The organism is Streptomyces galbus, from assembly GCF_005280195.1.
GTDB classification, from domain to species: Bacteria; Actinomycetota; Actinomycetes; order Streptomycetales; family Streptomycetaceae; genus Streptomyces; species Streptomyces galbus.
This window is the reverse complement of sequence record NZ_SZPR01000007.1, coordinates 180,535-207,360: the sequence shown is the minus strand read 5'-3', so window position 1 is coordinate 207,360 and position 26,826 is coordinate 180,535. Positions and strand designations below refer to the sequence as shown.

Genomic DNA, 26,826 nt, shown 5'->3' with positions numbered 1-26,826 from the left:
AACACGATAGATCGCGACACCCCCGGGCTGAGCCTTACCTCACAGGTTCCGGGCCCTCGACAGGTTCTAGGCTGGGAAGGCCCGCCAACGTCGGCGGGTCGTCGTCTGTCTAGTGAGGAATGGCCTGCGATGGCTGAGTTCGCCTATACCGATCTGCTCCCCCAGGGCGAGGACACCACCCCCTACCGGCTGGTGACCTCCGAGGGTGTCTCCACCGTCGAGGGGCCGGACGGGCGGACGTTCCTCAAGGTGGAGCCGGAGGCGCTGCGCAAGCTGGCCGAGGAGGCGATCCACGACATCCAGCACTACCTGCGTCCCGCGCACCTCGCCCAGCTCCGCCGCATCATCGACGACCCGGAGGCCTCCGCCAACGACAAGTTCGTCGCGCTGGACCTGCTGAAGAACGCCAACATCGCGGCCGCGGGCGTGCTGCCCATGTGCCAGGACACCGGCACGGCGATCGTCATGGGCAAGCGAGGCCAGAACGTGCTGACCGAGGGCCGCGACGAGGAGGCCCTCAGCCGCGGCATCTACGACGCCTACACCCGGCTGAACCTGCGCTACTCGCAGATGGCCCCGCTCACCATGTGGGAGGAGAAGAACACCGGCTCCAACCTCCCCGCGCAGATCGAGCTGTACGCCACCGACGGCGGCGCCTACAAGTTCCTGTTCATGGCGAAGGGCGGCGGCTCGGCCAACAAGTCGTTCCTGTACCAGGAGACCAAGGCCGTCCTGAACGAGACCTCCATGATGAAGTTCCTGGAGGAGAAGATCCGTTCGCTGGGCACGGCCGCCTGCCCGCCGTACCACCTGGCGATCGTGGTGGGCGGCACGTCCGCCGAGTACGCGCTGAAGACCGCCAAGTACGCCTCCGCGCACTACCTGGACGGCCTGCCGGCCGAGGGCTCGCCGCTCGGCCACGGCTTCCGGGACAAGGAGCTGGAGGAGAAGGTCTTCGAGCTGACCCAGAGGATCGGGATCGGCGCGCAGTTCGGCGGCAAGTACTTCTGCCACGACGTGCGCGTGGTGCGCCTGCCCCGGCACGGCGCGTCCTGCCCGGTCGCCATCGCGGTGTCCTGCTCCGCCGACCGCCAGGCCGTCGCGAAGATCACGGCGGAGGGCGTCTTCCTGGAGCAGCTCGAGACGGACCCGGCGCGCTTCCTGCCGGACACCACCGACGAGCACCTGGACGACTCGTCCGACGTCGTGAGGATCGACCTGAACCAGCCGATGGACCGGATCCTGGCCGAGCTGACCAAGTACCCGGTCAAGACGCGGCTGTCGCTGACCGGCCCGCTGGTCGTGGCACGCGACATCGCGCACGCCAAGATCAAGGAGCGGCTGGACGCGGGCGAGGGGATGCCGCAGTACCTCAAGGACCACCCGGTGTACTACGCCGGTCCCGCCAAGACCCCCGAGGGGTACGCGTCCGGTTCCTTCGGGCCGACCACGGCGGGCCGGATGGACTCCTACGTCGAGCAGTTCCAGGCGGCCGGCGGCTCCAAGGTGATGCTGGCCAAGGGCAACCGCTCGCAGCAGGTCACGGACGCGTGCGCGGCGCACGGCGGGTTCTACCTCGGCTCCATCGGCGGGCCGGCCGCGCGCCTGGCGCAGGACTGCATCAAGAAGGTCGAGGTCCTCGAGTACGAGGAGCTGGGCATGGAGGCGGTCTGGAAGATCGAGGTCGAGGACTTCCCGGCGTTCGTCGTCGTCGACGACAAGGGCAACGACTTCTTCAAGGACCCGGCCCCGCAGCCGACGTTCACGTCGATCCCGGTCCGGGGTCCCGGACTGGCGTGACGCGCGCGTGCGGCGGGCGCGGGGCGGGGGCGGCCCCGGCCGCGCCCGCCCGCACGCCCGCCGGTGAGCGTCTCGTCACCCGGGTGGGCCCCCGGCGGAACATCCCGGTCCCGTCGATCGCTGTACCGGTCATGAGCGAATACCGGATCGAACACGACTCCATGGGCGAGGTGCGCGTCCCCGCCGAGGCCAAGTGGCGGGCCCAGACCCAGCGGGCCGTCGAGAACTTCCCGATCTCCGGGCAGCGCATCGAGCGCGCCCACATCGAGGCGCTCGCGCGGATCAAGGGCGCGGCCGCGAAGGTGAACGCCGAACTCGGGGTGCTCGACGAGGACGTCGCGCGGGCGATCCAGGAGGCCGCCGCCGAGGTCGCCGAGGGGCGCTGGGACGAGCACTTCCCGGTGGACGTCTTCCAGACCGGCTCGGGCACCTCGTCGAACATGAACACCAACGAGGTGATCGCCACCCTGGCCACCGAGCGGCTCGGGCGCCCGGTGCACCCCAACGACCACGTCAACGCCTCCCAGTCGTCCAACGACGTCTTCCCGTCGTCGATCCACATCGCCGCCACCGCCGCCGTCACCCGCGACCTGGTCCCGGCCCTGGAGCACCTCGCGGCCGCGCTGGAGCGCAAGGCCGGGGAGTTCGCCGACGTCGTCAAGTCCGGGCGCACGCACCTGATGGACGCCACGCCCGTGACCCTGGGCCAGGAGTTCGGCGGGTACGCGGCCCAGGTCCGCTACGGCGTGGAGCGGCTGCACGCCTCCCTGCCCCGGCTGGCCGAGCTGCCGCTGGGCGGCACCGCCGTGGGCACCGGCATCAACACCCCGCGCGGCTTCTCGGCCGCCGTCATCGAGGAGGTGGCCCGCGTCACCGGGCTGCCGCTGACCGAGGCGCGCGACCACTTCGAGGCCCAGGGGGCCCGGGACGGCATCGTCGAGACCAGCGGGCAGCTGCGGACGATCGCGGTCGGCCTCACCAAGATCTCCAACGACCTGCGCTGGATGGCCTCCGGGCCGCGCACCGGCCTCGCCGAGATCGCGCTGCCCGACCTGCAGCCGGGTTCGTCGATCATGCCCGGCAAGGTCAACCCGGTGATCCCCGAGGCCGTGCTGATGGTCGCCGCGCAGGTCGTCGGCAACGACGCGACCGTGGCCACGGCGGGCGCGGCCGGCAACTTCGAGCTGAACGTGATGCTGCCGGTCATCGCCAAGAACGTGCTGGAGTCGGTCCGGCTGCTCGCCAACGTCTCCCGCCTGCTGGCCGACCGCACCGTGGACGGCATCGTCGCCCACCGCGAACGGGCCCGCGAGTACGCCGAGTCGTCGCCGTCGGTGGTCACCCCGCTCAACCGCTACATCGGCTACGAGGAGGCCGCGAAGGTGGCCAAGAAGGCGCTGGCCGAGCGGAAGACGATCCGTCAGGTCGTGCTGGAGGGCGGGTACGTGGAGCGCGGCGACCTCACCGAGGAGCAGCTCGACGAGGCGCTGGACGTGCTGCGGATGACCCGCCCCTGAACCGGGGCGTGACGGGCCGGTTCCGGTGCCGGGCGGCCGGAACCGTGCCCGATCCCACCGCGTCGTACGCCGCAGACACCTAGTATCTGTTCATGGCGGACGGTGGAGCGGTGGGACGGATGGAGCGCTCGGGAACGGGCGGGACGGACGGGACGGCCTTCTGGGAGCCCGGGAGCCACATCCTGTGGCGGTACCGGGAGAACGGCGGTGCGCGCATCCACATCGCCCGGCCCGTCACGGTCGTCCGGGACGACGAGGAGCTGCTGGCCGTGTGGCTGGCGCCGGGCACCGCGTGCATCAGGCCGGTGCTGGCGGACGGCGCGCCCCTGCACCAGGAGCCGCTGGCCACCCGCTACACCAAGCCGCGGACCGTCCAGCCCGACCGCTGGTTCGGCACCGGGGTGCTCAAGCTCGCCCGGCCCGGTGAACCCTGGTCGGTCTGGCTGTTCTGGGAACCGGGCTGGCGCTTCAAGAACTGGTATGTCAACCTCGAGGAGCCGTTGGCCCGTTGGGACGGCGGCGTGGACTCCGAGGACCACTTCCTGGACATCTCCGTCCACCCTGACCGCAGTTGGCACTGGCGCGACGAGGACGAGTTCGCGCAGGCCCAGCGGGACGGGCTGATGGACGCCCAGGGCGCCGCACAGGTGCGCCGGGCGGGCCGGCGAGCGGTCGAGGTGATCCGCGCCTGGGGGCCGCCGTTCTCGGACGGCTGGCCGGACTGGCGCCCGGACCCGTCCTGGAGCGTCCCGGTCCTGCCGGACGACTGGGACCGCACCCCCGCGCACGTGTCCACATGAGACCCTTGATGCGCCCCCGGGCATGAAACGTAGGATCGTCCTCCGCAAGGGCGCATGACACCAACTGCGGGGACCGGCGCCGAGTCTGACCGAACGTCACCGAGGGGCGGCAGGACGTGAGCGAGGGGTACGAGGGCACCACCGGTACGGGCCGCGCCCGCAGCCGTGGCCCGATAACGACCACCGAGCACGCCGCGAATCCGTTCCTGGGGCACGTATTGCGGGTATCGGCACTTCGGCGGGCGCGACCGCACGTCTGCGCAGCCCCGGACGGATGGATTCGACACGCGTGACGGAGCACCCCACGTCCTACGAACGCCCTCAGGGCGTCGACCCCACGGACCCCCGCGGGGCGCTCCTGCGTACCCCGGTGCCGGGAGCGGGTGCCGCCGCCCTGCCGGCCGCCGCCCAGGCCCGCGCCGAGGGGACCCCGGGCACCGCGACACCGTCGGGCGCGCCCGGCCCCGCCGGCAACGGCGCGGGCGGCCAGCCGGGCGGCCACGGGCCGGGAGCGGCCGGGTCGGACCCCGAGCACTCCCAGCCCGCCGCCGCCGAGCCCGGCACCCACCGGCCGCGTCCCGTGCCGGAGTCCATCCCGGTGCAGCCGGGGGCCGAGGAGCGCGGTCCGGTGTCCGCCCGGGACCGCCGCAGCGGCCAGAACCCGCCACCCGGTGGCCGGCCCACGCCGATGCGGCGGGACGGCGACCGGCTGCGCTTCGTGGGCGCCGCCACTCGGCGGATCGCCCGCGGCATGGACCTCGACGAGATTGTCATGGGGCTGTGCCGGGCGACCGTGCCGACCTTCTCCGACGCGATCCTCGTCTACCTGCGCGACCCGCTGCCGGTCGGCGACGAACGGCCCGTGGGACCCGTGGTGCTGCGGCTGCGCCGCACCGACCGCATCCCGCTGGAGCGCGACTCCGAGCCCGGCTTCGTCCAGGCCGTGCCGCCGCCGGAGACCCCCGAGCTGTCCGAACTGTCGGCGGTCATAGCCGAGTTGTGCGAGGTGCGGCCCGGCGGGGCGCTCGCGGAGGTGCTGCGCGGGGTGCGTCCGGTGTTCGCCGACGCCCCCGCCGCCCGCGCGGCCCTGCCCGAACTCCTCGGCGACGAGGGCCAGTCGGTCGTCCCGTGCGGACAGCGGGCGATCCTCGCGCCGCTGCGCGGCCGCCGCCGGGTGATCGGCGCGGCGGTGTTCATCCGCGGGCCCGAGCGGATCACCTTCGAGGGCGACGACCTGCTGGTGGCCGCCCAACTGGCCACGCACAGCGCCCTCGGCATCGACAAGGCCGTGCTGTACGACCGCGAGGCGTACATCGCCGACGAGCTGCAGCGCACCATGCTGCCCGAGACCCTGCCCCGCCCCACGGGCGTGCGGCTGGCCTCGCGGTACCTGCCCGCCGCCGAGACCGCGCGGGTGGGCGGCGACTGGTACGACGCGATCCCGCTGCCGGGCAGCCGGGTGGCGCTCGTGGTGGGCGACGTCATGGGCCACTCCATGACCTCCGCCGCGATCATGGGCCAGCTCCGCACGACGGCCCAGACGCTCGCCGGGCTGGACCTGCCGCCGCAGGAGGTGCTGCACCACCTCGACGAGCAGGCGCAGCGGCTCGGCACGGACCGCATGGCGACCTGCCTGTACGCCGTCTACGACCCGGTGTCGCACCGCATCACCATCGCCAACGCCGGCCACCCGCCGCCCGTCCTGCTGCACCTGGGCGGGCGGGCCGAGGTGCTGCGGGTGCCGCCGGGCGCGCCCATCGGTGTGGGCGGCGTCGACTTCGAGGCCGTCGAGCTGGACGCGCCGGCCGGGGCGACCCTGCTGCTGTACACCGACGGGCTGGTGGAGTCCCGGCTGCGGGACGTGGCCAGCGGCATAGAGCAGCTCCGCGAGAAGCTGGCCGCGACCGCGCAGCTCACCGGTCCGGACCACCCGCCGCCGCTGGAGGCCCTGTGCGACGAGGTGCTCGACATGCTCGGACCGGGCGACCGGGACGACGACATCGCGCTGCTCGCGGCCCGGTTCGACGGGATCGCGCCGAGCGACGTGGCGTACTGGCTGCTGGAGCCGGAGGACTCCGCGCCCCGCGAGGCCCGGCGGCTGGCCCGGCGGGCGCTGTCCCGGTGGGGTCTCGAGGACCTGACGGACTCGGTGGAGCTGCTGGTCAGCGAGGTGGTGACCAACGCGGTGCGCTACGCCTCGCGGCCGGTGACGCTGCGGCTGCTGCGGACCGACGTGCTGCGCTGTGAGGTGGGCGACGACGTGCCCCAGTTGCCGCGGCTGCGGCAGGCGCGGGCGACGGACGAGGGCGGCCGCGGGCTGTACCTCGTCAACCGGCTCACCCGGCGCTGGGGCGCCACGCGGCTGAGCGCCGGCAAGGTCGTCTGGTTCGAACTCGTCCGGCCGTAGCGGCCCGGGCGCGGCGGCCGTGGAAGGCGCCGCGGGCCTTCCCGGCCGGGAGGCGCGGACGCGTCAGGGGCGCCCGGTGGTGGTCACCGGGCGCCCCTGACGCGTCCCTACTGCTCCCCGAACTGCGGGTCGAGCGGGTTCGGCGGTGGGGTGCTGACTTCGTTCGTCGGCGGCTCGGTCGTGGGCGCCTGCGTCGTCGGCGGCGTCTGCGACGGCGTCCGGGACGGCGGGGCCTGGGTCGTCGGGGTCTGCGACGGCGCCTTCGTGGTCGGGGCCTGGGTGGTCGGCTCCTGGGCCGGCGTCCGCGACGGCGTCGGGCTCGGAGCGGCCGTGACCGTCGGCCGCACCGCCGCGCCCTGGTCGGTCTCCAGGTCGAACCTGCTGACCTCGGCGGAGACGCCGAAGGTGTACGTCGCCCAGATCTGCGCGGGGTAGCCGCCACCGTTGATCCGGCCCTTGCCCGGGATGCGGCCGGTCGCGCCGGTCAGGGTGACCTGGGGGTGCGGCGGCTTGGCGGACTCGCCGAACAGGCCGACCGAGGTGACCAGGTCGGGCGTGTAGCCGGTGAACCAGGCCGACTTGTTGTCGTCGGAGGTACCGGTCTTGCCCGCGACCTTCTGGCCCTTGCGCCCGGGGTTGTCCTGCACCGAGGTGCGCGCCGTGCCGTCGTCGATCACGCCGGTGAGCACGGAGGTCACGGTGTCGGCGGCCTTGCGGCTGATGACCTGGCCGCCGATCGGGTCCGTGAGCTGGAGCGTCTGGGCGCTGTTCTGCGCGGACTTGATCAGGGCCGGGGTGACCTTGCGGCCGTGGTGGTCGAGGGTGGCGTAGACGCCGGCCATCTGCAGCGGGCTGGCGCCCATGGTGCCCAGGGTCTGCGCGGGCACGGCCTTCAGGCCCGCGGTGTCCATGCCGAGGTCGCTCGCGACCTTCAGCACGTTGTCCATGCCGACGTCGACGCCCATCTGCGCGAAGACGGAGTTGACCGACTTGTTCATCGCCGTCTGGACGGTGATGTCGCCGTAGTCGGCGTCGTCCTCGTTCTCCGGGGCGAAACCGATGTCGCTGCCGACGACCGGGCGCTTGCTGGTGCCGTCGTAGACCGTGTCGGCGGAGATCGGCTTGCCGCCCTGGGTGTGGGCGCCCTTGTCCAGGGCGGCGGCGAGGATCACCGGCTTGAAGGTGGACGCGGGCTGGTAGTCGGTGCGGGTGGCGTTGTTCGTGAAGTGCTTGAGGTAGTCGACCCCGCCGTACATGGCCACGACCGCGCCGGTCTTCGGGTCGACCGAGGCGGCGCCGGCCTGGACGTCGGCGTCCACCGAGCGCTTCTTCGGGTCCAGCTTGCTGGTGAGCTGCTCCTTGACGGACGCCTCCAGCGCCTTCTGCTTCTTCTTGTCGATGTTGAGGGTGATGGTCCAGCCGCCGCGGCCGACCAGGTCCTCGGCGTCCTCCAGGGAGTCCGCCCTGCCCTGCTTGACGAGCTGGCGCTCCAGTTCGGCCTTGGCCGCGTTCACCAGGTAGCCGACCTGGCCGGCCTTGCCGGGCGCCTCCCTGGGCTCCTGGGGCACCGGGAACGTCATCGCGTCGCGCTTGGTCTTGTCCAGCCAGCCCTCCTCGACCATGTTGTCGAGGACGTAGTTCCAGCGGGCCCGCACCAGCCGCTTGCCGGTGTCGGAGGCCGCGGTCCAGTCGTACTGGCTCGGCGCCTGGAGCAGCGCGGCCAGGTAGGCGCCCTGCTCCACGGTGAGCTTGCCGGCGTCGACGCGGTAGTAGGCCTGGGCGGCGGCCTGGATGCCGTAGGCGCCGCGGCCGTAGTAGCTGGTGTTGATGTAGCCGGCCAGGATGTAGTCCTTGGACTTCTCCCGGTCCAGCTTCAGCGAGATGACCAGTTCCTTCAGCTTGCGCGTGACGGTCTGTTCCTGGGTCAGGTAGTAGTTCTTGACGTACTGCTGGGTGATCGTCGAACCGCCCTGCGCGCCCCTGCCGGCCACGGTGTTGAGGATGCCGCGCGCGGTGCCCTTCAGGTCGACGCCGGCGTCCTGGTAGAAGGTCTTGTTCTCGGCGGCGACGAAGGTGTGCTGGACGGGCTTGGGTATCTGGGCGAGGTCGACGTTCTCGCGGTTGAGGTCGCCGTCGCGGGTGAGGATGCTGCCGTCGCTGTACTTGTAGACGTTGCTCTGCTTGAGCGCGTCGGCGTTGCCCTTCGGGATGTCGATCAGCAGGTACATCACGACGAAGGCGCCGATGCCCAGCAGGCAGACACCGAGGAAGGTCCCGAGGATCTTCTTCCAGGTGAACAGCCTGCGTATGAGGCCCTTGTCCTTGGTGCCGCCCCGGCCGCGCTGCTTGGCGGCGCGCCGGGCCGCCGCGCGGCCGCCCGTCGCGGGGGCGGCGGACCCGGTCCCGGGCGAGGTGGCCGCGCCCGTCGGCGCCGAGCGGTCGCGGGGCGCCGCGCGACGGCCACCACGCTGCCGCGCTCGTCTGTCGTCCGCTCGTCCCATGAGTCCGCTCGCTCCGCTTCCTGCTCGTTCGTCACCGCCGTGCCCGGGGGGCAGGCCAGCTCAGAAAGCTAACACCGCTCTCTATGACAAAGGGCCCTCGATCCGGGCTTTTCCGGGCGTGACAATCAGCACGCACGCCCGGGGAACCCGGACTCCCCCGCCAGAACCGACGTCCGGGAGACACCGAGGGTTGCCATCGCCGGAAAAAGTGATATCACTTAGCTAGAAGAACGATGGCGCTTGTCCAGGAAACGGGGGACCCACCCATGTCCGCGCACGACCCCTCACGCACCGCCCCGCCCGCCGCCGGCACGACGGAACCCGCCGACCTGCCCGAGATGCCCGCTCCCCGGGTGCACGAGTTCACCGCGCACAGCATCGGCGGCGGTCTCGCGCTGCTGCTCGGTCTGCTCGGGCTGCTGGCGGGTGCCGCGCTGATCGCCGCCGGCGCGGTCGCCACGGCCACCGCCGTCAAGGCCGCGCTGATCACGGTCGGCATCCTGGTCGGCCTCGCCGCGTTCCTCGCCATGTGCGGGCTGAACATGGTCGCGCCGGGCGAGGCGCGGGTGGTGCAGCTCTTCGGGCGCTACCGCGGGACGATCCGCGAGGACGGGCTGCGCTGGGTGAACCCCTTCACCTCCCGCACCAAGATCTCGACCCGGGTCCGCAACCACGAGACCGCCGTGCTGAAGGTCAACGACGCCTACGGCAACCCGATCGAGCTGGCCGCGGTCGTGGTGTGGAAGGTCCGCGACACCGCGCAGGCCACCTTCGAGGTGGACGACTTCCTGGAGTTCGTCTCCACCCAGACCGAGGCCGCCGTCCGGCACATCGCCATCGAGTACCCCTACGACTCCCACGACGAGGACGGGCTCTCGCTGCGCGGCAACGCCGAGGAGATCACCGAGAAGCTCGCCGTCGAGCTGCACGCGCGCGTGGAGGCGGCCGGTGTGCAGATCATCGAGTCCCGCTTCACGCACCTCGCGTACGCTCCGGAGATCGCCTCGGCGATGCTCCAGCGGCAGCAGGCCGGGGCCGTGGTCGCCGCCCGGCGGGAGATCGTCGACGGCGCGGTGGGCATGGTCGAGGCGGCGCTCGCCCGGATCTCCGAGCGGGACATCGTGGAACTGGACGAGGAGCGGAAGGCGTCGATGGTGTCCAACCTGATGGTGGTGCTGTGCGGGGACCGGGCGCCGCAGCCCGTGCTGAACACCGGGACGCTGTACCAGTGACCGACTCCGTCGGGGGGCCCGCCCCCAAGCGGCAGCCGCAGCAGCGCAAGCAGGTGCTGCTGCGGCTGGACCCGTCGGTGTACGACGCGCTGGCCCGGTGGGCGTCGGACGAGCTGCGGTCGGCGAACGCGCAGATCGAGTTCCTGCTGCGCCGGGCCCTGGCGGAGGCGGGCCGCCTCCCCGGCGGCGCCGGCCCGCTCCCGCGCCGCGGCCGGCCGCCGCGGGACGCGACGCCCCCCGAGTGACCCGGGCCGCGGCCGCCCCGCCGCCCCCGCCCGCCCCGCGCCCGGCCCCGGCGGCTCCCTTGTCCGCGCAGCCCTTGTCCGCGTAGCAGAACCGTGACAATCGCCCCCCACCTGCGGGGCGGCACCCCCCGCCATCACCTCTGCACTCCGCGTATACACACCAGGTATACACCCCGTGTACAGTCGTCGGCATGTCCATCGGTCACACCCTCCTAGGGCTCCTGGAGTCCGGGCCCCGCCACGGCTACGACCTCAAGCGGGCCTTCGACGAGAAGTTCGGTCACGACCGGCCGCTGCACTACGGCCAGGTCTACTCGACGATGTCCCGCCTGCTGAAGCACGGCTTCGTCGAGGTCGACGGCATCGAGGCGGGCGGCGGGCCCGAGCGCAAGCGGTACGCCATCACCGACGCCGGGATCACCGACGTCGAGCAGTGGCTCGCGACGCCCGAGAAGCCCGAGCCCTACCTCCAGTCGACGCTCTACACCAAGGTCGTCCTGGCGCTCCTCACCCACCGCGACGCGGCCGACGTCCTCGACACCCAGCGCGCCGAGCACCTGCGCAGCATGCGGATCCTCACCGACCGCAAGCGCAAGGGCGACCTCGCCGACCAGCTGATCTGCGACCACGCCCTGTTCCACCTGGAGGCCGACCTGCGCTGGCTGGAGCTGACCGCCGCACGGCTGGAGAAGCTGCGCGAGGCGGTGGTGGCCCCGTGATCGCCCCCGCCGGTTCCCTGCTGGCCGCCCACGACCTGCGCAAGGCCTACGGGCCGACCGTCGCGCTGGACGGCGCCGAGTTCTCCATCCACCCCGGCGAGGTCGTCGCCATCATGGGGCCCTCCGGCTCCGGCAAGTCGACGCTGCTGCACTGCCTCGCCGGCATCGTGCCGCCCGACTCCGGCTCCATCACCTACGACGGACGGGAGATGGCGACGATGACCGACGCCCAGCGCAGCGCGCTGCGGCGCAGCGAGTTCGGGTTCGTCTTCCAGTTCGGCCAGTTGGTGCCCGAGCTGACCTGCGTGGAGAACGTGGCGCTGCCGCTGCGGCTGAACGGCACCTCCCGCAAGGAGGCCGAGCGGGCCGCGCTCGGCTGGATGCAGCGGCTGGAGGTCGACGACCTGCGCGGCAAGCGGCCCGGCGAGGTCTCCGGCGGCCAGGGGCAGCGGGTCGCGGTCGCGCGGGCGCTGGTCACCGGCCCCCGGGTGCTGTTCGCCGACGAGCCGACCGGCGCGCTCGACTCGCTCAACGGCGAGCGGGTGATGGAGCTGCTCACCGACGCCGCCCGCTCCACGAACGCGGCCGTGGTGCTGGTCACGCACGAGGCGCGGGTCGCCGCCTACTCGGACCGCGAGATCGTCGTACGCGACGGCAGGTCGCGGGACATGGAGCGGGCCGTATGAGCCCCGGCGGGTGGGCCCGGGACCTGAGGATGGGCCTGCGGTTCGCCTTCTCCGGAGGGCGCGAGGGGTGGCTGCGGGTCACCCTGACGGCCGTCGGCGTGGGCCTCGGGGTGGCGCTGCTGCTGCTGTCGACCGCCCTGCCGAACGCCCTCTCGGTGCGCGACCACCGCGAGAAGGCCCGCTCCGACTACACGTACGCCCCCACGCCCCCGCCGCGGGGCGACGACACACTCGTGATCGCGGACACCAACACCACGTTCCACGACAAGGACGTGCGGGGACGGCTCGTGGAGCCGGAGGGCCCGAAGGCGCCGCTGCCCCCCGGTGTGGACCGGTACCCGGCGCGCGGCGAGATGGTGGTCTCCCCGGCACTGGAAAGGCTGCTCCGCTCCGACGACGCGGCCCTGCTGCGCCAGCGGCTGCCGTACAAGGTGGTCGGCACGATCCACGAGAGCGGGCTGATCGGCTCGCACGAACTCGCCTACTACGCGGGGGCGTCGGGGCTGGCCGACCGGATCGACGGCTCGCAGGTGGCGCGGCTGAAGGAGTACGGCAGCCCCAACCCGGTGGCCGAGCGGGCCGATCCGGTGCTGATGCTGCTCAACCTGGTCGTGATCGTGGTGCTGTTGATGCCGGTCGCGGTGTTCATCGCGGCGGCGGTGCGCGTCGGCGGCGAGCGGCGCGACCGGCGGCTCGCGGCGCTGCGGCTGGTCGGCTCCGACAGCGCGATGACCCGGCGCATCGCGGCGGGCGAGGCCCTCGCCGGGGCGCTGCTCGGGCTGGTGCTGGGCGCCGGGTTCTTCTGGGTCGGCCGGGAGGTGGCGGGCTCGGTGGAGGTCATGGGGGTGAGCGTGTTCCCCAGCTACCTCAACCCCTCGCCGCTGCTGGCCGCGCTGGTCGCGGTCGCCGTCCCGGCGGCCGCCGTGCTCGTCACGCTGCTCGCGCTGCGCGGCGTGGTCATCGAGCCGCTCGGCGTGGTCCGTACGGCGAAGCCCGCGCGGCGCCGGCTGTGGTGGCGGCTGCTCATGCCGGTGGCCGGTCTCGCGCTGCTCGCGCCCATGATCGGCAAGGGCCGCGGCAACGGGGACTTCAACCAGTACCTGGTGACCGGCGGCGTGCTGCTGCTCCTGGTCGGCGTGACCGCGCTGCTGCCGTGGCTGGTGGAGACGGTCGTCGCCCGGCTGGGCTCCGGCGGAGTGGCCTGGCAACTGGCCGTCCGGCGGCTTCAGCTGAGCAGCGGCACGGCGGCCCGGATGGTCAACGGCATCGCGGTGGCGGTGGCCGGCGCGATCGCCCTGCAGATGCTGTTCGCGGGCGTCGACGCCGACTACACCAAGGACACCGGCAAGGACGTCCAGCGGGCGCAGATGCAGCTCTCCGTGCCGGACGGCCGGTCCGTGACCGCGGAGAGCGCGCGGTTCACCGCCACCAAGGGCGTACGGCGCGTGATCGCGCTGTCCGAGGGCTCCCTCGGGGACGCCGCCTGGGGGGCGGAGAGCGGACCGGAGAAGTCCACCCAGGTCACCGTGGGCACGTGCGCGGCTCTGCGCGAGGTGGCGGCCCTGCCGACGTGCCGGGACGGCGACGTGTTCGCCCTGAGCGGCTCCGAGTACGACCAGGACGCCACGGCGCTGGCCACGCCCGGCCGCGTCCTGCACTTCTCGCCCCGCTCCGACGAGGGCACGGACGTCACCTGGACGGTCCCGGCGGGCGTGCGGCGGGCAGACTCCGTCGTCGACCCGACGGGCATGCGGCGCGGCGGCTTCCTGCTGACCCCGTCCGCGCTGCCCGCCAAGGCCGCCGCACAGGTCGGGGGACAGCTCTACCTGTCGCTGGACCCGGCGGTGCCGGACGCGGCCGAGTACGTGCGCAACGTCGCGGTGTCGATGGACCCGCTGCAGAACCCGTCGGTGTGGTCGGCGACCGAGCGCTCCCGCGGCTACGACTCGATCCGCACCGGGCTGCTCGTCGGCGCGGTCTGCGTGCTGGCGCTGATCGGGGCCAGCCTGCTGGTGTCCCAGCTCGAGCAGTTGCGCGAGCGGCGCAAGCTGCTGTCGTCCCTGGTCGCCTTCGGCACCCGGCGGCGCACGCTGAGCCTGTCGGTGCTGTGGCAGACGGCGATCCCGATCACGCTGGGGCTGCTGCTGGCGATGGCCGTGGGGCTGGCGCTGGGCGCGGTGCTGCTGCGGATGACGGGCACCGCCGTCACGGTGGACTGGACGAGCGTGCTGTCGATGTCCGGGGCGGGCGCCGGGGTGGTCCTGGCGGTCACCCTGCTGAGCCTGCCGCCGCTGCTGCGGCTGATGCGTCCGGACGGACTGCGCACGGAGTGACCGCCCGCACCGGGCCCCGCCCCCGCACCGGGGAGCGGGGCCCGACGCGTGAGGCGGTGCGGAGGGCCGACTGCGCTTCAGGGGGCGGGCCGCACGCCCCCGTGGTCAGGCCGCCTCGTCCAGCACCCGCACCGGCAGCGGGCGCAGCGCCTCCCGCAGGGCGGTGGCCAGTTCCGCGTACTCGGCGGCGCGGGCCGCGCCGGTCCGCATGGCGAGGGCGACCCGGCGGCTGGGGGCGGGGTCGGCGAAGGACGCGGTGAGCAGCCGGCTGGACCGGCCGGCCTCCAGGGTGAGGGCGGTGCGCGGCAGCAGGGTGCAGCCGAGACCGCCGGCGACGAGCTGGACCAGGGTGGACAGCCCGGCGGCGGTCGTGGTGACCGGGGCGTCCTCGCGCCCGGCCTCGCGGCAGATGTCCAGGGCCTGGTCGCGCAGGCAGTGCCCCTCGTCCAGGAGCAGCAGGGTGAGCTCCTTCAACGCCTCGCGCGGGATGCCCTCCCGGCCGCCGAGCGGGTGACCGGGCGGGGTGACGAGCACGAAGTCCTCGTCGTACAGCGGGAGTTCGGCGACACCCGGGTCGCCGAGCGGGACGGCGAGCAGCAGCAGGTCGAGCCGGCCGCTGTGCAGGCCGTCGAGGAGCGTGGCCGTCTGCTCCTCGTGCACCTGCAGGTCGAGGTGCGGATACCGGTCGTGGACGAGGTGGAGCACGGTCGGCAGCAGGTACGGTGCCACGGTCGGGATGACCCCGAGGCGCAGCGCCCCGGTGAACGGCGCCCGCACCGCCTCCGCCTCCTCCAGCAGCGCCCCGACCTCGTCGAGGACCGCCTTGGCCCGCACGGCCAGCCGCTCGCCGGCCGGCGAGAGCAGCACCTTGCGCGTCGTACGCTCCAGGAGGGTGACCCCGAGGGCGTCCTCCAGCGCGGAGACGGACCCGGACAGCGCGGGCTGGCTCATGCCGATGGCCGCGGCGGCGTCCCGGAAGTGGAGGTGCTCGGCGACGGCCGCGAACGCCCGCAACTGGGCGAGACTGGGCTGACGTCTCCTGGCTCCCGCATGACCCACGGTCACTGATAGCTACCTCCGATCAACTCGACCTAGTGTAGCTATTTCCCGAATCAATGCACCGTGTGCCACGATCGCCCTCGTCCAACCCCTGGGACACACCCGCGATCCGGGTGTCTCCCCGCTGCAAGGAGAGTTAGTGCTCACTGTCGGTGACAAGTTCCCCGAGTTCGAACTGACCGCCTGCGTCTCGCTGGAGAAGGGCAAGGAGTTCGAGCAGATCCACCACAAGTCCTACGAGGGCAAGTGGCTGGTGGTCTTCGCGTGGCCGAAGGACTTCACCTTCGTGTGCCCGACCGAGATCGCCGCGTTCGGGAAGCTGAACGACGAGTTCGCCGACCGCGACGCCCAGATCCTCGGCTTCTCCGGTGACTCCGAGTTCGTCCACCACGCCTGGCGCAAGGACCACCCGGACCTGACGGACCTGCCGTTCCCGATGATGGCGGACTCCAAGCACGAGCTGATGCGCGACCTCGGCATCGAGGGTGAGGACGGCTTCGCCCAGCGCGCCGTCTTCGTCGTCGACCCGAACCGCGAGATCCAGTTCACGATGGTCACCGCGGGCTCCGTCGGCCGCAACCCCAAGGAGGTCCTGCGGGTCCTCGACGCCCTGCAGACCGACGAGCTGTGCCCCTGCAACTGGAGCAAGGGCGACGAGACCCTCGACCCGGTCGCGCTGCTGGCGGGTGAGTGAGGCATGTCCCTCGACTCCCTGAAGGCCCGGGTCCCGGACCACGCCAAGGACCTCAAGCTCAACCTGGGCTCGGTCATCGGCAACTCCGACCTGCCCGCGCAGCAGTTGTGGGGCACGGTGCTGGCGACCGCGATCGCCGCGCGCTCCGCCGTCGTCCTGCGTGAGCTGGCGCCGGAGGCGAAGGCCGCCCTCTCGCCGGAGGCGTACACGGCCGCCAAGGCCGCCGCCGCCGTCATGTCGATGAACAACGTCTTCTACCGCACCCGGCACCTGCTGTCGGACCACGAGTACGGCACCCTGCGGGCCGGCCTGCGGATGAACGTCATCGGCAACCCGGGCGTCGACAAGGTCGACTTCGAGCTGTGGTCGTTCGCCGTGTCCGCGATCAACGGCTGCGGGATGTGCCTCGACTCGCACGAGCAGGTGCTGCGCAAGGCCGGCCTGGAGCGCGAGGTGATCCAGGAAGCGTTCAAGATCGCCTCCGTGGTGCAGGCCGTCGCCGTCACGCTGGAGGCGGAGGCCGTCCTGGCCGACGTCGAGTAGACGCCGGTCCGCCGAGGCCCCCCCGGGACCCCGCTCACGCCTCGTGGGCGGGGTCCTTCGCGTCCGGGAGGTCCTTCACGTCCACTGCCCCGCCGCCGTCCCCGGCCGCGGTGCTGCCGGGCACCTCGTCGACCGGGACGACCGGCTCGGCGGGCTGGTGCGGCACCGGGGGCTCCTGCCCGGCGCCGGGCAGCGCGCCCTGCCCGCCGGCCGCCACGGGGACCTCGGCCTGCGCCTCGTCCACCTCGCCGCGCGCGTAGGCGTGCAGGTAGCTGACGACCGTGTTGGTCACCGCCACCAGCGGTACGGCCACCACGGCGCCGCCGATGCCCGCGATCATGCCGCCCGCGGCCACCGTGAGCACCACCGCCAGCGGATGGACGCGCACCGCGCGGCCGAGGATGAACGGCTGCAGGATGTGCCCCTCGATCTGCTGGACCGCCAGCACGACCACCAGGGTCATCACCGCGGTGAACACGCCCTGCGTCACCAGCGCCACGACCACCGCGAGCGCGCCGGAGGCGACCGCGCCGACGAGCGGTATGAAGGAGAACAGGAAGATGAACACCGCGAGCGGCACGGCCATCGGCACGTCGAGGAAGTAGATGCCGATCCCGATGAAGACGGCGTCGATCAGGGCGACCAGGACCGTGCCCCGCACATAGGCGGTGAGGGTGGTCCAGGCCCGCGGGCCGGCGCCGGCGACGCCCGGACGGGCCGCGGCCGGGACGAGCTTGAGCGTCCACTCCCAGATGCGCTTGCCGTCGTAGAGCAGGAAGAGCGTCGAGAAGAAGGCCAGCAGTATGCCGGTCAGGGCCTCGACGACGACGGTGACGCCCTCCAGGCCGGCCGACGTTATCTCGTCGGTGTTGGCGCCGATCGCGTCGCGCAGGTTCTTGGCGATGCCGTTGATCTGCTTGTCGGTGACGTGGAACGGGCTGTTGAGCAGCCAGCGGCGCAGGTCGTCGATGCCGTCCTGGACCTGGTCGGAGAGGTTGTCGATGTTCTCCATGACCTGCCAGGTCACGAACCAGCCCATCAGCCCGATGACCACGAAGCCGAGGATCGCGGTGAGCGCGGTCGCCAGGCCCCGGGGCACGCCCTTGCGCCGCAGCCGGGCCACGGTCGGCTCCAGGAGCGCGGTCAGCAGCAGTGCCACCACGAAGGCCAGCACGACCAGTTGGACGGCGCTGATGACGCGCATGAGGATCCAGACGGTGCCGGCGAGCACCAGCAGCCGCCAGCCGGCCTCGGCGGCGACCCGTACGCCCCACGGCACGGCCTGCGCCGGGTCGGGGCGCATCGCGGGCGGCGCGGGCGCGGCGGACCTGCGGGCGGCCGCCGGGGGCGCCGCGTCGGGCTCGGGCCCGTCCCCGCTCTCGCGGCGGACCTCGGCGCGGCGCTCGTCGAGCCGCTCACCCATTTCGCTCAGACCCGCTCCCAGGCGGCCGAGCCACCCTGGTACTCGTGACATGATCCGTCCTCTTCCCCCGAGTCCCCGGGTCCAGTCCACCACTCCCCCCAGGAGTCGTTCCGGTGTACGACCGTACAGGGCGACAGCCCCTCCCCCTAGGACGGGGAGGGGCTGTCGGAGGTCGGGAGGCGGACCACCGGATCGGACGATCGGCGGGCCGGGGCCGGCGGGCCTAGTACCAGTGGTTGGCCTGCCAGAAGTTCCAGGCGTCGCACGGGCTGCCGTAGCGGCTGTCCATGTAGTTCAGGCCCCACTTGATCTGGGTGGCCGGGTTGGTCTGCCAGTCGGCGCCGACCGAGGACATCTTGGAGCCGGGCAGGGCCTGGAAGAGGCCGTACGCGCCGGAGGAGGCGTTGACCGCGCGGTAGTTCCAGCTCGACTCGTGGTCGACGATGTTGCTGAAGCACTGGAACTGGCCGCTGGGGACCATCTGGCGCGCCATGGCCTGGATCTGGGAGACCGAGTAGGAGCTCAAGACCGGGAAGTCACCCGCGCTGCGGCTGGCCTTGACCTTCGCCTCCGCGCGCTCCTTGGCGGCCTTCTCGGCGGCTTCCTTCTTCGCGACGGCGGTCTCGGCCGCGGCCTTGCGGGCCGCTTCCTCGGCGTCCTTCTTGGCGGTCTCGTCGGCAGCGATGGCCTGGAAGGTGGCCTGCTGCGTCAGGGACGCGGTCTGCACCTGGGCCTGCTGGCCCGCGGGGATGTCCGCGAGCAGCGTGACGTCGCTCGCCGTCGCCTCCGCGTCGTTGGGCTGCGCGGTGCTGCCCGAGGCAACGCCGACGACGCTACCGACAGCGGTGACCGCCGTGGCCGAGGCCACTGCGAATCCCCGGACCGAGATCCGGCTCACACGGTTTCCTTCCAGCATCGCCCGCTTCGGTGACCCTCGCGGACGCAATCGTGCCCCTGACACTGGCCTCCCAACTGCGGGTCACGGAGGCACGGGCCCGGTGGGCAGCTCCCCGGGGGAGCGCCGTGTGGTGCGCGGGCGGCATACGACGTCGCTATGCAATTGGAGGTGCTTACGGGGCGCTGCGCCGCTGGGGGTACAGCTGTGTCGTATGCGGGGCCTGACAGGAGTGAGACTCTGCCGTACCCCGACGCCGCAAGGCAATTCCGAGTTGCGTGTGAAAGCTCACATCCCGTTTGACTCCGGGGATTTCACCGAACGCCCGCATGCGAAGGCGCCGCCCCGCTAGGCTCTCGACCTTTGCGGGACGGCGCCAACACACCGTCGGGGACCGGCAGTTGCCGGGTTCCTCCCGAATACCTCAGATGTTCACGTCTTCGAGCATCTCTGTCACGAGCGCGGCGATCTGGGACCTCTCGGACCGGTTCAGGGTGACGTGGGCGAAGAGCGGATGTCCCTTCAGCTTCTCCACCACGGCGACCACGCCGTCGTAACGGCCCACCCGCAGGTTGTCCCGTTGCGCCACGTCATGGGTCAGAACGACCCGCGAATTGGCGCCGATCCGGGACAGAACGGTCAGCAGCACGTTCCGTTCGAGCGACTGCGCCTCGTCGACGATCACGAAGGCGTCGTGCAGGGAACGGCCGCGGATGTGGGTCAGCGGCAGCACCTCCAGCATGCCGCGGGCGGTGACCTCCTCGATGACCTCGCGGTTGGTGACCGCGGACAGCGTGTCGAAGACCGCCTGCGCCCAGGGGCTCATCTTCTCCGCCTCGGTGCCGGGCAGGTAGCCGAGCTCCTGCCCGCCCACCGCGTACAGCGGACGGAAGACCATCACCTTCTGGTGCTGACGGCGCTCCAGCACCGCCTCCAGACCGGCGCACAGCGCGAGAGCCGACTTGCCGGTGCCGGCCCGGCCGCCCATCGACACGATCCCCACGTCCGGGTCCAGCAGCAGGTCGAGCGCGATGCGCTGCTCGGCGCTGCGGCCCTTGATGCCGAACGCCTCGCGGTCGCCGCGCACCAGCCGGACGTTGCCCTCGGGAGTCACGCGGCCGAGCGCCTTGCCCCGCTCCGACTGGATGGTCAGACCGGTGTGCACGGGGAGTTCGGCGGCCTCCGGGACGTAGACGTGCCCCTCCTCGAACAGGACGTCCACCTGCTCGCCGGGCAGCGTCAGCTCGGACATGCCGGTCCAGCCGGAGTTCTCCGTGATGGCGAGCTCGGCGCGGTACTCCTCGGCCAGCAGGCCGACGGAGGACGCCTTGATCCTGAGCGGCAGGTCCTTCGACACGACGGTGACGTCGAACCCCTCCGCCTGCAGGTTGCGGGCGACCGCGAGGATGCGGGAGTCGTTGTCCCCCAGGCGGTAGCCACTGGGCAGCACGCTGGGGTCCGAGTGGTTGAGCTCGACACGCACGGTCCCGCCCAGCTCCCCGATGGGGATGGGGGCGTCGAGACGGCCGTACTTGACCCGGTAGTCGTCGAGCAGGCGCAGGGCCTGCCGGGCGAAGTAACCGAGTTCGGGATGGTGCCGCTTGGCCTCCAGCTCCGTCACCACGACGATGGGCAGCACGACCTCGTGCTCGTCGAAGCGGGTGAGGGCGTGCGGGTCGGCCAGCAGGACGCTGGTGTCGAGAACGTAGGTGCGCCGGTCTGGCTTGTGGCGCTTTGTGCTGGTCACCACGGAAGGACGTACCCCCTCGGATGAGGTCGGGGAGCGACGAAGTGGAAGCCGGGCCGGGAGGGTGGGGGCATCCAGGCCGGTCGGCGGCCCTCGCACACGGCGGGCCGAGAACCGGCCCTCCGCGGCTGCTTCCGTGCCGTGACCGCACGGTGGGGCTGGTGCAAAGGGCCTCCCGGGCGGACAGCTCGGAGCCGTCCGCTGAGATCCGACACCCGTGGTTCGGGTGTCGACCTGTCTGGCTTATTCCCTCGAACGAGCGCCGCCATGCAACGGCCCCGGGCGGCGCACCGGTGAACTCCTCGTTACGGGTCCGGTGCGAGGGGCGGACGGGGCTCCCGGGAACCGGGCAGGCGCCGGGGCGGTGAGGGGTGGGATGGCGCGTGCGAACGGGGCTGCGAAGGGCTCGGGGACCGCGGGGGCCTGCCGGGGGCGGCTCCGCGCCGCCCGCGCCCCCCGGGGGCCGTCAGCCGCCGAAGCGGCGGTGGCGGGCCGCGTAGTCACGCAGGGCGCGCAGGAAGTCGACCTTGCGGAAGGCCGGCCAGTAGACCTCGCAGAAGTAGTACTCGGAGTGCGCGGTCTGCCACAGCATGAAGCCGGACAGCCGCTGCTCGCCGCTGGTGCGGATCACCAGGTCGGGGTCGGGCTGGTCGCCGGTGTAGAGGTGGCGGCCGATCATGTCGATGTCGACGGACTCGGCGAGCTTCTCGATCGGCGTCCCCCGCTCGGCCGCGTCCAGCAGCATCGAGCGCACCGCGTCGGCGATCTCCTGGCGGCCGCCGTAGCCGATGGCGACGTTGACCAGTATCCCGTCGACGTCCGCGGTGGCCTCCTCGGCCTCCTTCAGCGTGCGCTGCATGCCGGCGGGCAGCAGGTCCGGCGTGCCGACGTGGTGCACGCGCCAGCGCCCGTCGGCGGCGAGGGTGCGCACGACGTCCTCGATGATGCCGAGGAGGGGGACGAGCTCGTCCCGGGGCCGGTCGAAGTTGTCCGTGGAGAGCAGCCAGAGGGTGACGACCTCGACGTCCGTCTCGGAGCACCAGCCGAGGAACTCCTCGATCTTCTCGGCCCCGGCCCGGTGGCCGTGCATCGTGCTGGACCCGGAGGCCTTCGCCCAGCGGCGGTTGCCGTCCATGATGACGCCGATGTGCTGGGGCACCTGAGCGTGGTCCAGGTGGCCTTCCACCCGGCGTGCGTAGAGCCTGACCAGCAGGCCGCGCAGCTTGTCGCGCAGGTTCACGTGTTGTCTGCCCCTCCGTGCGGAAGTGGTTCCCCGCGGGCCGCAGCCTACCTCTGCCGGGCGGCGGGGGCGGGGACCGGGCCGAAGGGCCTGGCCAGCGGAAAGCCGGTGGTGCGGGAACGGGAGCCGCTGCCCCCGGACACACGGGTACCGCCTGGGCGGACAAAAAAACGGGCCGGTCCGTGGGGGGGAGACGGACCGGCCCGAGGGGGGGTTTCCACCATAACCCTTCGTAAGTGATGCTGCGTGCATCGGCGCCCCACAACTACTCTCCGCAGTCGAACGGCGACGCGGAGAGGCCCGCGGAAGGGGGCATTCAGGGGGTTTCGGTGGCCGAAAAAGGGCGGAATCCCAGGGCAATCGGGTGCAAGAGGGCGATTTTCGACGGACACGCCGGCCGCCTCCTGGCCGTCCCCCCGACGGGCGACCCCGGCCGCGAACGCCCGCTTGACGGAAGACGCGGCAGGAGGCGGCGGGAGGTTGCGACAGGCGATGCGACGGGAGCTGTGACGGGCGCGCCACCGCGCAGCCCCCTCCACTGCGCGGTGACGCACGCGCAGCTTTGCGTACGCGAATTGCCTTGGTCCGAACTTACGTGAGCCTGACATGTGACGCGAGGGGTTACTGATAACGATGTGGAAACCGTGTGGAGATCGTGGAGGACTATGACCCGTCTTGCGCCGACTTGCCGTATTCCGCAGGTGCGTTCCGGCCGGCCTACGGCGCGGGCTTCCGGGCCTCGACGAGGTGGCGGGTGCTGTGCGCCACGAAGGGCCCCTCGGACACGAGGTGTTCGTGCAGCGCGCGCAGCCGCGGCTCGTACGCCTCCACGGTGAAGCCGGGCACCATCCACACGACCTTGCGCAGGAAGTGCACGACCGCGGCGATGTCGTGGAACTCCATGCGCAGGCGCTCCGCGCGCAGGTCGACGACCTCCAGCCCGGCCGCCTCCGCGTCGGCGCGCTCCCGGTCGGGGTGCCGGACACCGCGCACCGCCTCCGGCTGGGGGCCGAGGAAGTACTCGACCAGCTCGAACACACTGCGCGGCCCGACGTGCTGGGCGAAGTAGGTGCCGCCGGGTCCGAGGACGCGGGCGATCTCCGTCCAGCGGGGCCGTACGGGGTGCCGGCTGGAGACGAGGTCGAACGCGCCGTCCGCGAACGGCAGCGGCCGGTCCTCGGCGACGGCTACCACGGCGACACCGCGCGGGCGCAGCAGGGCGGTGGCCTTCGCCACGTTCGGGGGCCAGCCCTCGGCCGCCACGGTGAGCACGGGGCGCCGTACGGCCCGTGCGAGGGCGAAGTCCAGGACCTCCCCTCCCCCGGTGTCGAGGTCCAGGGCGGCCCGGGCACGGGCGAGCCGGCCGGCCAGGGAGACGGCGTACCCCCAGGAGGGCCGCGCCTCGGTGGCCCGCCCCTCGAACCAGGAGAAGTCCCAGCCTTCGGTGGGTACGGAGGCGCCTTCGGCGAGGAGGGAGGCGTAGGTGGGGTGGGAAGGGCCGGGGCTGGGGTCGCCGTGGGGGCCGTCGGGGGCGGGGGTTGCGTGGGGGCCCTCAGGGGCCGGGTGGGGGTTGTGGGTCATGAGGTCTTCACCAGGGAGCGGACGTCGTTCCCGGCGAACCGGAGGAAGCCCTCGGGGTCGGGTTCGTCGGAGGTGGGCAGGAGGACGACGGTGTCGGCGCCGGCGTCGGCGTACCGCTGGACGGTTTCGGCGACCGCGGCCGCGTCGCCGGCTGCGCCCAGACCGGGGACGGAACCGAGCCCGAGGGAGGCGAGTTCGGCCCGGACACGGGCCTCGGCACCGGCCCCGGTGGCGGTCATGAGGTAGACGACGACCTGGTGCGCGCCGCTGCGCCCGGCGGCCGCACGTCCCTCGTCGATGAGCCGGCGGGCCTCGCGGACCCCGTCGGGCGAGGCGGCCTCGTTGAGGACGGTGCCGTCGCCGACCTCGCCGGAGAGCCGTACGGTACGGGGTCCGACGGCGCCGACGAGCACCTCGACCGGCCCGGTGGGCGGCCAGTCGAGGGCGACGTCGTCGAGGCGGACGTAGCGGCCTTCGGCGGTGAGCCGTTCGCCGTTCAGCAGGGCGCGCAGGGCGACGGTGTGTTCGCGCAGGAGGGTGAGCGGCGACCCGGCCCGGGCGCCGGCCTGCCCCATCCAGTCCTGGACCCCGTGGCCGACGCCGACGACGACCCGGCCCGGGAACATGCGGTGCAGGGTGGCCGCCTCCATCGCGGCGAGGGCGACGTTGCGCAACGGCGCGGGCAGCAGCCCGACCCCGACCCGCACCCGTTCGGTCCAGGCGAGCACGGCGGCGGCGGAGGAGATCCCGCCCTCCCGGAAGCAGTCCTCCCACAGCCACAACTCGTCGAGCCCGCTCTCGTCGGCGGTACGCGCGGCGGCCCGGAACCGCTCGGGAGGGAGCTGCGGACGGAGAATGGCGCCGATACGGGTCATGGTCCCCTTCCTATCCGGGAGTTGGGGAAGCAACAACTCATTTGGGTCGCGGGAGGGACGGGATGGGCGTGGCACGAGGACGTCGGCGGGGGCGGGGGAAGCGGGTGCGATGGCGGGACGGCCGGGGGTGGCTGGTGGTGCACGGGGGGACGGGCGAGGGAAGCGGCGGTACGACCGGTGCGGCCGGTGGCAGCCCTGCTGGGGACCCGGTGAGGGTGGCATTGGAGATCGCGACGTCGTACCGGGCCCGTACCCGGGGGCTGCTGGGGCGGGACGGGGTGACGGGGGCGCTGTTGCTGTCGCCGGCGAACAGCATCCATACGTTCGGCATGCGTCTCGCGATCGACGTGGCGTACCTGGACCGCCACTTGAGGGTCCTCGCCGTCCGCACGATGCCCCCCGGCCGCCTGGGCCTGCCCCGCGTCAGGGCCCGGCACGTGCTGGAGGCGGAGGCGGGGGCGATGAGGGGGTGGGGACTGGAGGCGGGGGCCCGGGTGGAGGTACGGCCGGCGGTGGAGGAGCCTTGAGAGGCCGGGAGGCCGGGAGGCCGGGAGGCCGGGGGCGACCGGGGGCGACCGGGGGCGACCGGGGCGATTGGAGCGACCGGGGGTTGACCTGATCCCGTTCACGGCCGTGACGGAGCGAAGGGGATTGTCACCGGCTGTGGATAGAGTGCCTGCTGCGGCTGCACGTGTCCGGTTGACTGGTCCGGCCGAACGGGGAGGATTGCTGTGTCGCCCAGTGAAGACGGTGGGGGTTCCGAGGGGTCGTCGTGGGCGTCGGCCGTGTTCGACATGGGCCGGGACGCGCTCGCCGCGCAGGCCGATGTCGCCGCGGAGTACTCGTCGTTCACGGCGTTCCGCAAGCGCGTGGACGACCTGATCCGGGACCTCAAGGGCTCGGCGGCGGGCCCGGACGAGGTGGGCCGGCAGCAGTTGGCCCGGCACGAGTTCGGCGGCGGGGACGGGGCGTGGGCGGAGGCGTCGGGCCTCTTCACGGCGTACGAGACGGTGATCACCGAACTGGAGAGCCTGTCGAAGCTGCTGTCCGACTCGATGGAGGGCATGAGCATCGCCGTACTGGCCTCGCACAAGGGCTACGAGAACATCGACCTGGACGTACGGGACCGGATGGCGGCGATCAGCGCGGAGGCGACGCGGCAGTACGGCGGGGGGTACGAGCCGCGGGTCTCGCCACCGGGCGTGACCGGGCGGCCGGGCGGGACCGAGTCGGGCGGGACGCCGGCCGGCGGGGATGCGGATGTGTCCGGCGGGGATGCGGGAGGCACGATCTGATGCCGGTGCGGGGACCCGGTGGCGGTACGTCCTTCGAGGACATGAGCCACGAGCAGATGATGGCCTGGCTGGACCGGGCGGACCCGGGGCAGGTGCAGGCGGCGGCGGGGCGCCTGACGGCCGCGGCGAAGGCGATCCGGGAGATCGCCGAGGAACTGAAGGTCCGCCCGCAGTGGGTGGCGTGGAAGGGCGAGGGCGCGAACGCGTTCCGCACGTGGAGCGCGGACCTGGCCAACTCGACGCTGCGGCTGGGTGACTTCAGCGAGGACGCGGCGAAGTGGCTGACGGAGGCGTCGGGGGCGATCGCCCGGGCGCAGGCCTCGGTGCCGCGGGAGGCGGGGGGTGCGGGGGCGGGGCCGGGGCCGGGTCCGGGTCCGGCGGGGGCGGGTCCCGATGGGGCGGGTCCGGATGGGGTCGGTGCCGCGACGGACTCCGCGGCCGAACGGGCGGCGCTGGCCGCGCACAAGGAACAGGTCCGCCAGGAGGCGGCGGCCCAGATGCGGAAGCTGACGCAGACGTATGCGTGGTCGGCGATGCAGTTGAACGCGTTGGAGAGGCCGAAGCTGCCGCCTCCGCCGACGGCGCTGGTGCCTGTAGGAGGTGAGCAGCGCCTCGAAGGCGAGGACAAGGCCAGACCTACCACCGCGGCCCCCGCATCCTCCACGTTCACGGGTGCGCCTTCCTCGAAGACGCCACACCACGTAAGTGGTCTGCTCACCGAAGCGGATATCCGGGGGGTGTCACGTGTGCCGGATGCGTCCGCCGCTCATTCGCGGGTGCCCCATCCCGTTCCTACCCCGCACATGGGCATCGACTCTGTGTTGGCGCCTCCTCAGACACCGCCTTCCGCCAACGGTTCCGTCTCCGACGGTTCGCAAGGTCTCGCCCCTGGCGCGCGGACCGGCACCCCGGTGCAGCCGAACATCCCACCCCCGCCGGATTTCGCAGGTGGGAGGCGCCTTGTTCCAGGTCAGATGCCGGAGCGGTCTGCGACCGGTACGTCAGGGCGGGTCAGGAGCTCCGCGGGTTCCACGCGGCCAGGTACACCCACCGCAGGCCCGCTGGCCCACGGGCAGGCATCAGTCACCGGGCGACCGCCGAGGTCGCCTGGTCGAGGCCCCCAGGCCGGCGTACCGGAACGAGCTGCGGGCAGTGCACCCCGCGGCATCGTGGGCGGTCATCCCGTCACGCCTCCCGGCGGGAAGCTTCCTGGGGCGATTCCACGAGGCACCGT

At 72.5% G+C, this 26,826-nt stretch carries 21 protein-coding genes; 13 read left to right on the top strand and 8 right to left on the bottom strand.

Translation table 11 applies throughout. The annotated features are described in order from the left end of the window. Positions 1 to 129 precede the first annotated feature (129 nt). From E4U92_RS04360 to E4U92_RS04345, 4 genes are all read left to right on the top strand, one after another. Entirely contained in the window at positions 130 to 1,800 is a 1,671-nt protein-coding gene (locus E4U92_RS04360) for a fumarate hydratase (RefSeq protein ID WP_137298897.1), read from the top strand. Between the two features lie 131 nt (positions 1,801 to 1,931). Further along, positions 1,932 to 3,317, top strand: coding sequence for a class II fumarate hydratase (locus tag E4U92_RS04355; protein ID WP_137298896.1), 1,386 nt, complete (start codon positions 1,932 to 1,934; stop codon positions 3,315 to 3,317). A 119-nt stretch (positions 3,318 to 3,436) separates the two neighbouring features. Further along, entirely contained in the window at positions 3,437 to 4,117 is a 681-nt protein-coding gene (gene fomD, locus E4U92_RS04350; RefSeq protein ID WP_137298935.1) for a cytidylyl-2-hydroxypropylphosphonate hydrolase, read from the top strand. A 274-nt stretch (positions 4,118 to 4,391) separates the two neighbouring features. Beyond that, positions 4,392 to 6,524, top strand: coding sequence for an ATP-binding SpoIIE family protein phosphatase (locus tag E4U92_RS04345; protein WP_137298895.1), 2,133 nt, complete (start codon positions 4,392 to 4,394; stop codon positions 6,522 to 6,524). Positions 6,525 to 6,631: 107 nt separating this feature from the next. On the opposite strand, the gene E4U92_RS04340 is transcribed toward E4U92_RS04345, so the two are convergent. After that, a complete protein-coding gene (locus E4U92_RS04340; protein WP_137298894.1) occupies positions 6,632 to 9,025 on the bottom strand; it encodes a transglycosylase domain-containing protein in 2,394 nt (797 codons plus the stop codon). Between the two features lie 266 nt (positions 9,026 to 9,291). Here E4U92_RS04340 and E4U92_RS04335 point away from each other — a divergent pair, with 266 nt between their 5' ends. The 5 genes from E4U92_RS04335 (at position 9,292) to E4U92_RS04315 (ending at position 14,240) form a co-directional block, all read left to right on the top strand. Next, positions 9,292 to 10,257, top strand: a complete 966-nt coding sequence (locus tag E4U92_RS04335) for an SPFH domain-containing protein (RefSeq protein WP_137298893.1) — start codon at positions 9,292 to 9,294, stop codon at positions 10,255 to 10,257. Beyond that, on the top strand, positions 10,254 to 10,502 hold the full coding sequence (locus E4U92_RS04330; protein ID WP_137298892.1) for a type II toxin-antitoxin system antitoxin: 249 nt from the start codon (positions 10,254 to 10,256) through the stop codon (positions 10,500 to 10,502). Before E4U92_RS04335 ends, E4U92_RS04330 begins: the two co-directional genes overlap by 4 nt. 191 nt (positions 10,503 to 10,693) lie before the next feature. Next, positions 10,694 to 11,221, top strand: coding sequence for a PadR family transcriptional regulator (locus E4U92_RS04325; RefSeq protein ID WP_067239806.1), 528 nt, complete (start codon positions 10,694 to 10,696; stop codon positions 11,219 to 11,221). Next, positions 11,221 to 11,907 (top strand): ABC transporter ATP-binding protein, encoded by a 687-nt coding sequence (locus tag E4U92_RS04320; protein WP_373311651.1) that lies wholly within the window; start codon positions 11,221 to 11,223, stop codon positions 11,905 to 11,907. Before E4U92_RS04325 ends, E4U92_RS04320 begins: the two co-directional genes overlap by 1 nt. Further along, a complete protein-coding gene (locus E4U92_RS04315) occupies positions 11,904 to 14,240 on the top strand; it encodes an ABC transporter permease (protein WP_137298890.1) in 2,337 nt (778 codons plus the stop codon). Before E4U92_RS04320 ends, E4U92_RS04315 begins: the two co-directional genes overlap by 4 nt. Positions 14,241 to 14,345: 105 nt before the next feature. Here the strand turns inward: E4U92_RS04315 and E4U92_RS04310 are convergent, their stop codons facing one another. Then, positions 14,346 to 15,305 carry a LysR substrate-binding domain-containing protein gene (locus E4U92_RS04310; RefSeq protein ID WP_137298889.1) on the bottom strand — a complete coding sequence of 320 codons (960 nt, stop codon included), beginning with the start codon at positions 15,303 to 15,305 and terminating at the stop codon, positions 14,346 to 14,348. Positions 15,306 to 15,438: 133 nt separating this feature from the next. Between E4U92_RS04310 and E4U92_RS04305 the strand changes: the two genes are divergently transcribed. Together E4U92_RS04305 and E4U92_RS04300 are read left to right on the top strand one after the other, a co-directional pair. Next, positions 15,439 to 15,993: a peroxiredoxin gene (locus tag E4U92_RS04305; protein ID WP_137298888.1), complete on the top strand. Its 555-nt coding sequence runs from the start codon at positions 15,439 to 15,441 to the stop codon at positions 15,991 to 15,993. A gap of 3 nt (positions 15,994 to 15,996) precedes the next feature. Then, positions 15,997 to 16,536 (top strand): alkyl hydroperoxide reductase, encoded by a 540-nt coding sequence (locus tag E4U92_RS04300; RefSeq protein ID WP_137298887.1) that lies wholly within the window; start codon positions 15,997 to 15,999, stop codon positions 16,534 to 16,536. Between the two features lie 34 nt (positions 16,537 to 16,570). Here E4U92_RS04300 and E4U92_RS04295 read toward each other — a convergent pair whose 3' ends face one another. The 6 genes from E4U92_RS04295 to E4U92_RS04265 form a co-directional block, all read right to left on the bottom strand. Continuing rightward, entirely contained in the window at positions 16,571 to 18,010 is a 1,440-nt protein-coding gene (locus tag E4U92_RS04295) for an AI-2E family transporter (RefSeq protein WP_137298886.1), read from the bottom strand. A 172-nt stretch (positions 18,011 to 18,182) separates the two neighbouring features. Next, on the bottom strand, positions 18,183 to 18,857 hold the full coding sequence (locus tag E4U92_RS04290; RefSeq protein ID WP_137298885.1) for an aggregation-promoting factor C-terminal-like domain-containing protein: 675 nt from the start codon (positions 18,855 to 18,857) through the stop codon (positions 18,183 to 18,185). A gap of 421 nt (positions 18,858 to 19,278) precedes the next feature. After that, positions 19,279 to 20,604 carry a PhoH family protein gene (locus E4U92_RS04285; protein WP_137298884.1) on the bottom strand — a complete coding sequence of 442 codons (1,326 nt, stop codon included), beginning with the start codon at positions 20,602 to 20,604 and terminating at the stop codon, positions 19,279 to 19,281. A gap of 463 nt (positions 20,605 to 21,067) precedes the next feature. Then, positions 21,068 to 21,841 carry an isoprenyl transferase gene (locus tag E4U92_RS04275; RefSeq protein WP_137298882.1) on the bottom strand — a complete coding sequence of 258 codons (774 nt, stop codon included), beginning with the start codon at positions 21,839 to 21,841 and terminating at the stop codon, positions 21,068 to 21,070. A gap of 717 nt (positions 21,842 to 22,558) precedes the next feature. Next, positions 22,559 to 23,422, bottom strand: coding sequence for a methyltransferase domain-containing protein (locus E4U92_RS04270; RefSeq protein WP_137298881.1), 864 nt, complete (start codon positions 23,420 to 23,422; stop codon positions 22,559 to 22,561). After that, the gene (locus tag E4U92_RS04265; protein WP_137298880.1) at positions 23,419 to 24,297 is read right to left on the bottom strand and encodes an LLM class flavin-dependent oxidoreductase; all 879 of its coding nucleotides are present in this window, start codon (positions 24,295 to 24,297) and stop codon (positions 23,419 to 23,421) included. Before E4U92_RS04265 ends, E4U92_RS04270 begins: the two co-directional genes overlap by 4 nt. A 62-nt stretch (positions 24,298 to 24,359) precedes the next feature. Between E4U92_RS04265 and E4U92_RS04260 the strand changes: the two genes are divergently transcribed. After that, positions 24,360 to 24,824: a DUF192 domain-containing protein gene (locus tag E4U92_RS04260; RefSeq protein WP_137298879.1), complete on the top strand. Its 465-nt coding sequence runs from the start codon at positions 24,360 to 24,362 to the stop codon at positions 24,822 to 24,824. A 204-nt stretch (positions 24,825 to 25,028) separates the two neighbouring features. Beyond that, positions 25,029 to 25,592, top strand: a complete 564-nt coding sequence (locus tag E4U92_RS04255; protein WP_229863072.1) for a hypothetical protein — start codon at positions 25,029 to 25,031, stop codon at positions 25,590 to 25,592. Positions 25,593 to 26,826: the final 1,234 nt, after the last annotated feature.

Coding starts and splice junctions, on each gene's coding strand:
- E4U92_RS04360 (WP_137298897.1), top strand. CDS start 130: ATGGCTGAGTTCGCCTATACCGATCTGCTCCCCCAGGGCGAGGACACC.
- E4U92_RS04355 (WP_137298896.1), top strand. CDS start 1,932: ATGAGCGAATACCGGATCGAACACGACTCCATGGGCGAGGTGCGCGTC.
- fomD (WP_137298935.1), top strand. CDS start 3,437: ATGGAGCGCTCGGGAACGGGCGGGACGGACGGGACGGCCTTCTGGGAG.
- E4U92_RS04345 (WP_137298895.1), top strand. CDS start 4,392: ATGGATTCGACACGCGTGACGGAGCACCCCACGTCCTACGAACGCCCT.
- E4U92_RS04340 (WP_137298894.1), bottom strand. CDS start 9,025: ATGGGACGAGCGGACGACAGACGAGCGCGGCAGCGTGGTGGCCGTCGC.
- E4U92_RS04335 (WP_137298893.1), top strand. CDS start 9,292: ATGTCCGCGCACGACCCCTCACGCACCGCCCCGCCCGCCGCCGGCACG.
- E4U92_RS04325 (WP_067239806.1), top strand. CDS start 10,694: ATGTCCATCGGTCACACCCTCCTAGGGCTCCTGGAGTCCGGGCCCCGC.
- E4U92_RS04315 (WP_137298890.1), top strand. CDS start 11,904: ATGAGCCCCGGCGGGTGGGCCCGGGACCTGAGGATGGGCCTGCGGTTC.
- E4U92_RS04300 (WP_137298887.1), top strand. CDS start 15,997: ATGTCCCTCGACTCCCTGAAGGCCCGGGTCCCGGACCACGCCAAGGAC.
- E4U92_RS04295 (WP_137298886.1), bottom strand. CDS start 18,010: ATGTCACGAGTACCAGGGTGGCTCGGCCGCCTGGGAGCGGGTCTGAGC.
- E4U92_RS04270 (WP_137298881.1), bottom strand. CDS start 23,422: ATGACCCACAACCCCCACCCGGCCCCTGAGGGCCCCCACGCAACCCCC.
- E4U92_RS04265 (WP_137298880.1), bottom strand. CDS start 24,297: ATGACCCGTATCGGCGCCATTCTCCGTCCGCAGCTCCCTCCCGAGCGG.
- E4U92_RS04260 (WP_137298879.1), top strand. CDS start 24,360: ATGGGCGTGGCACGAGGACGTCGGCGGGGGCGGGGGAAGCGGGTGCGA.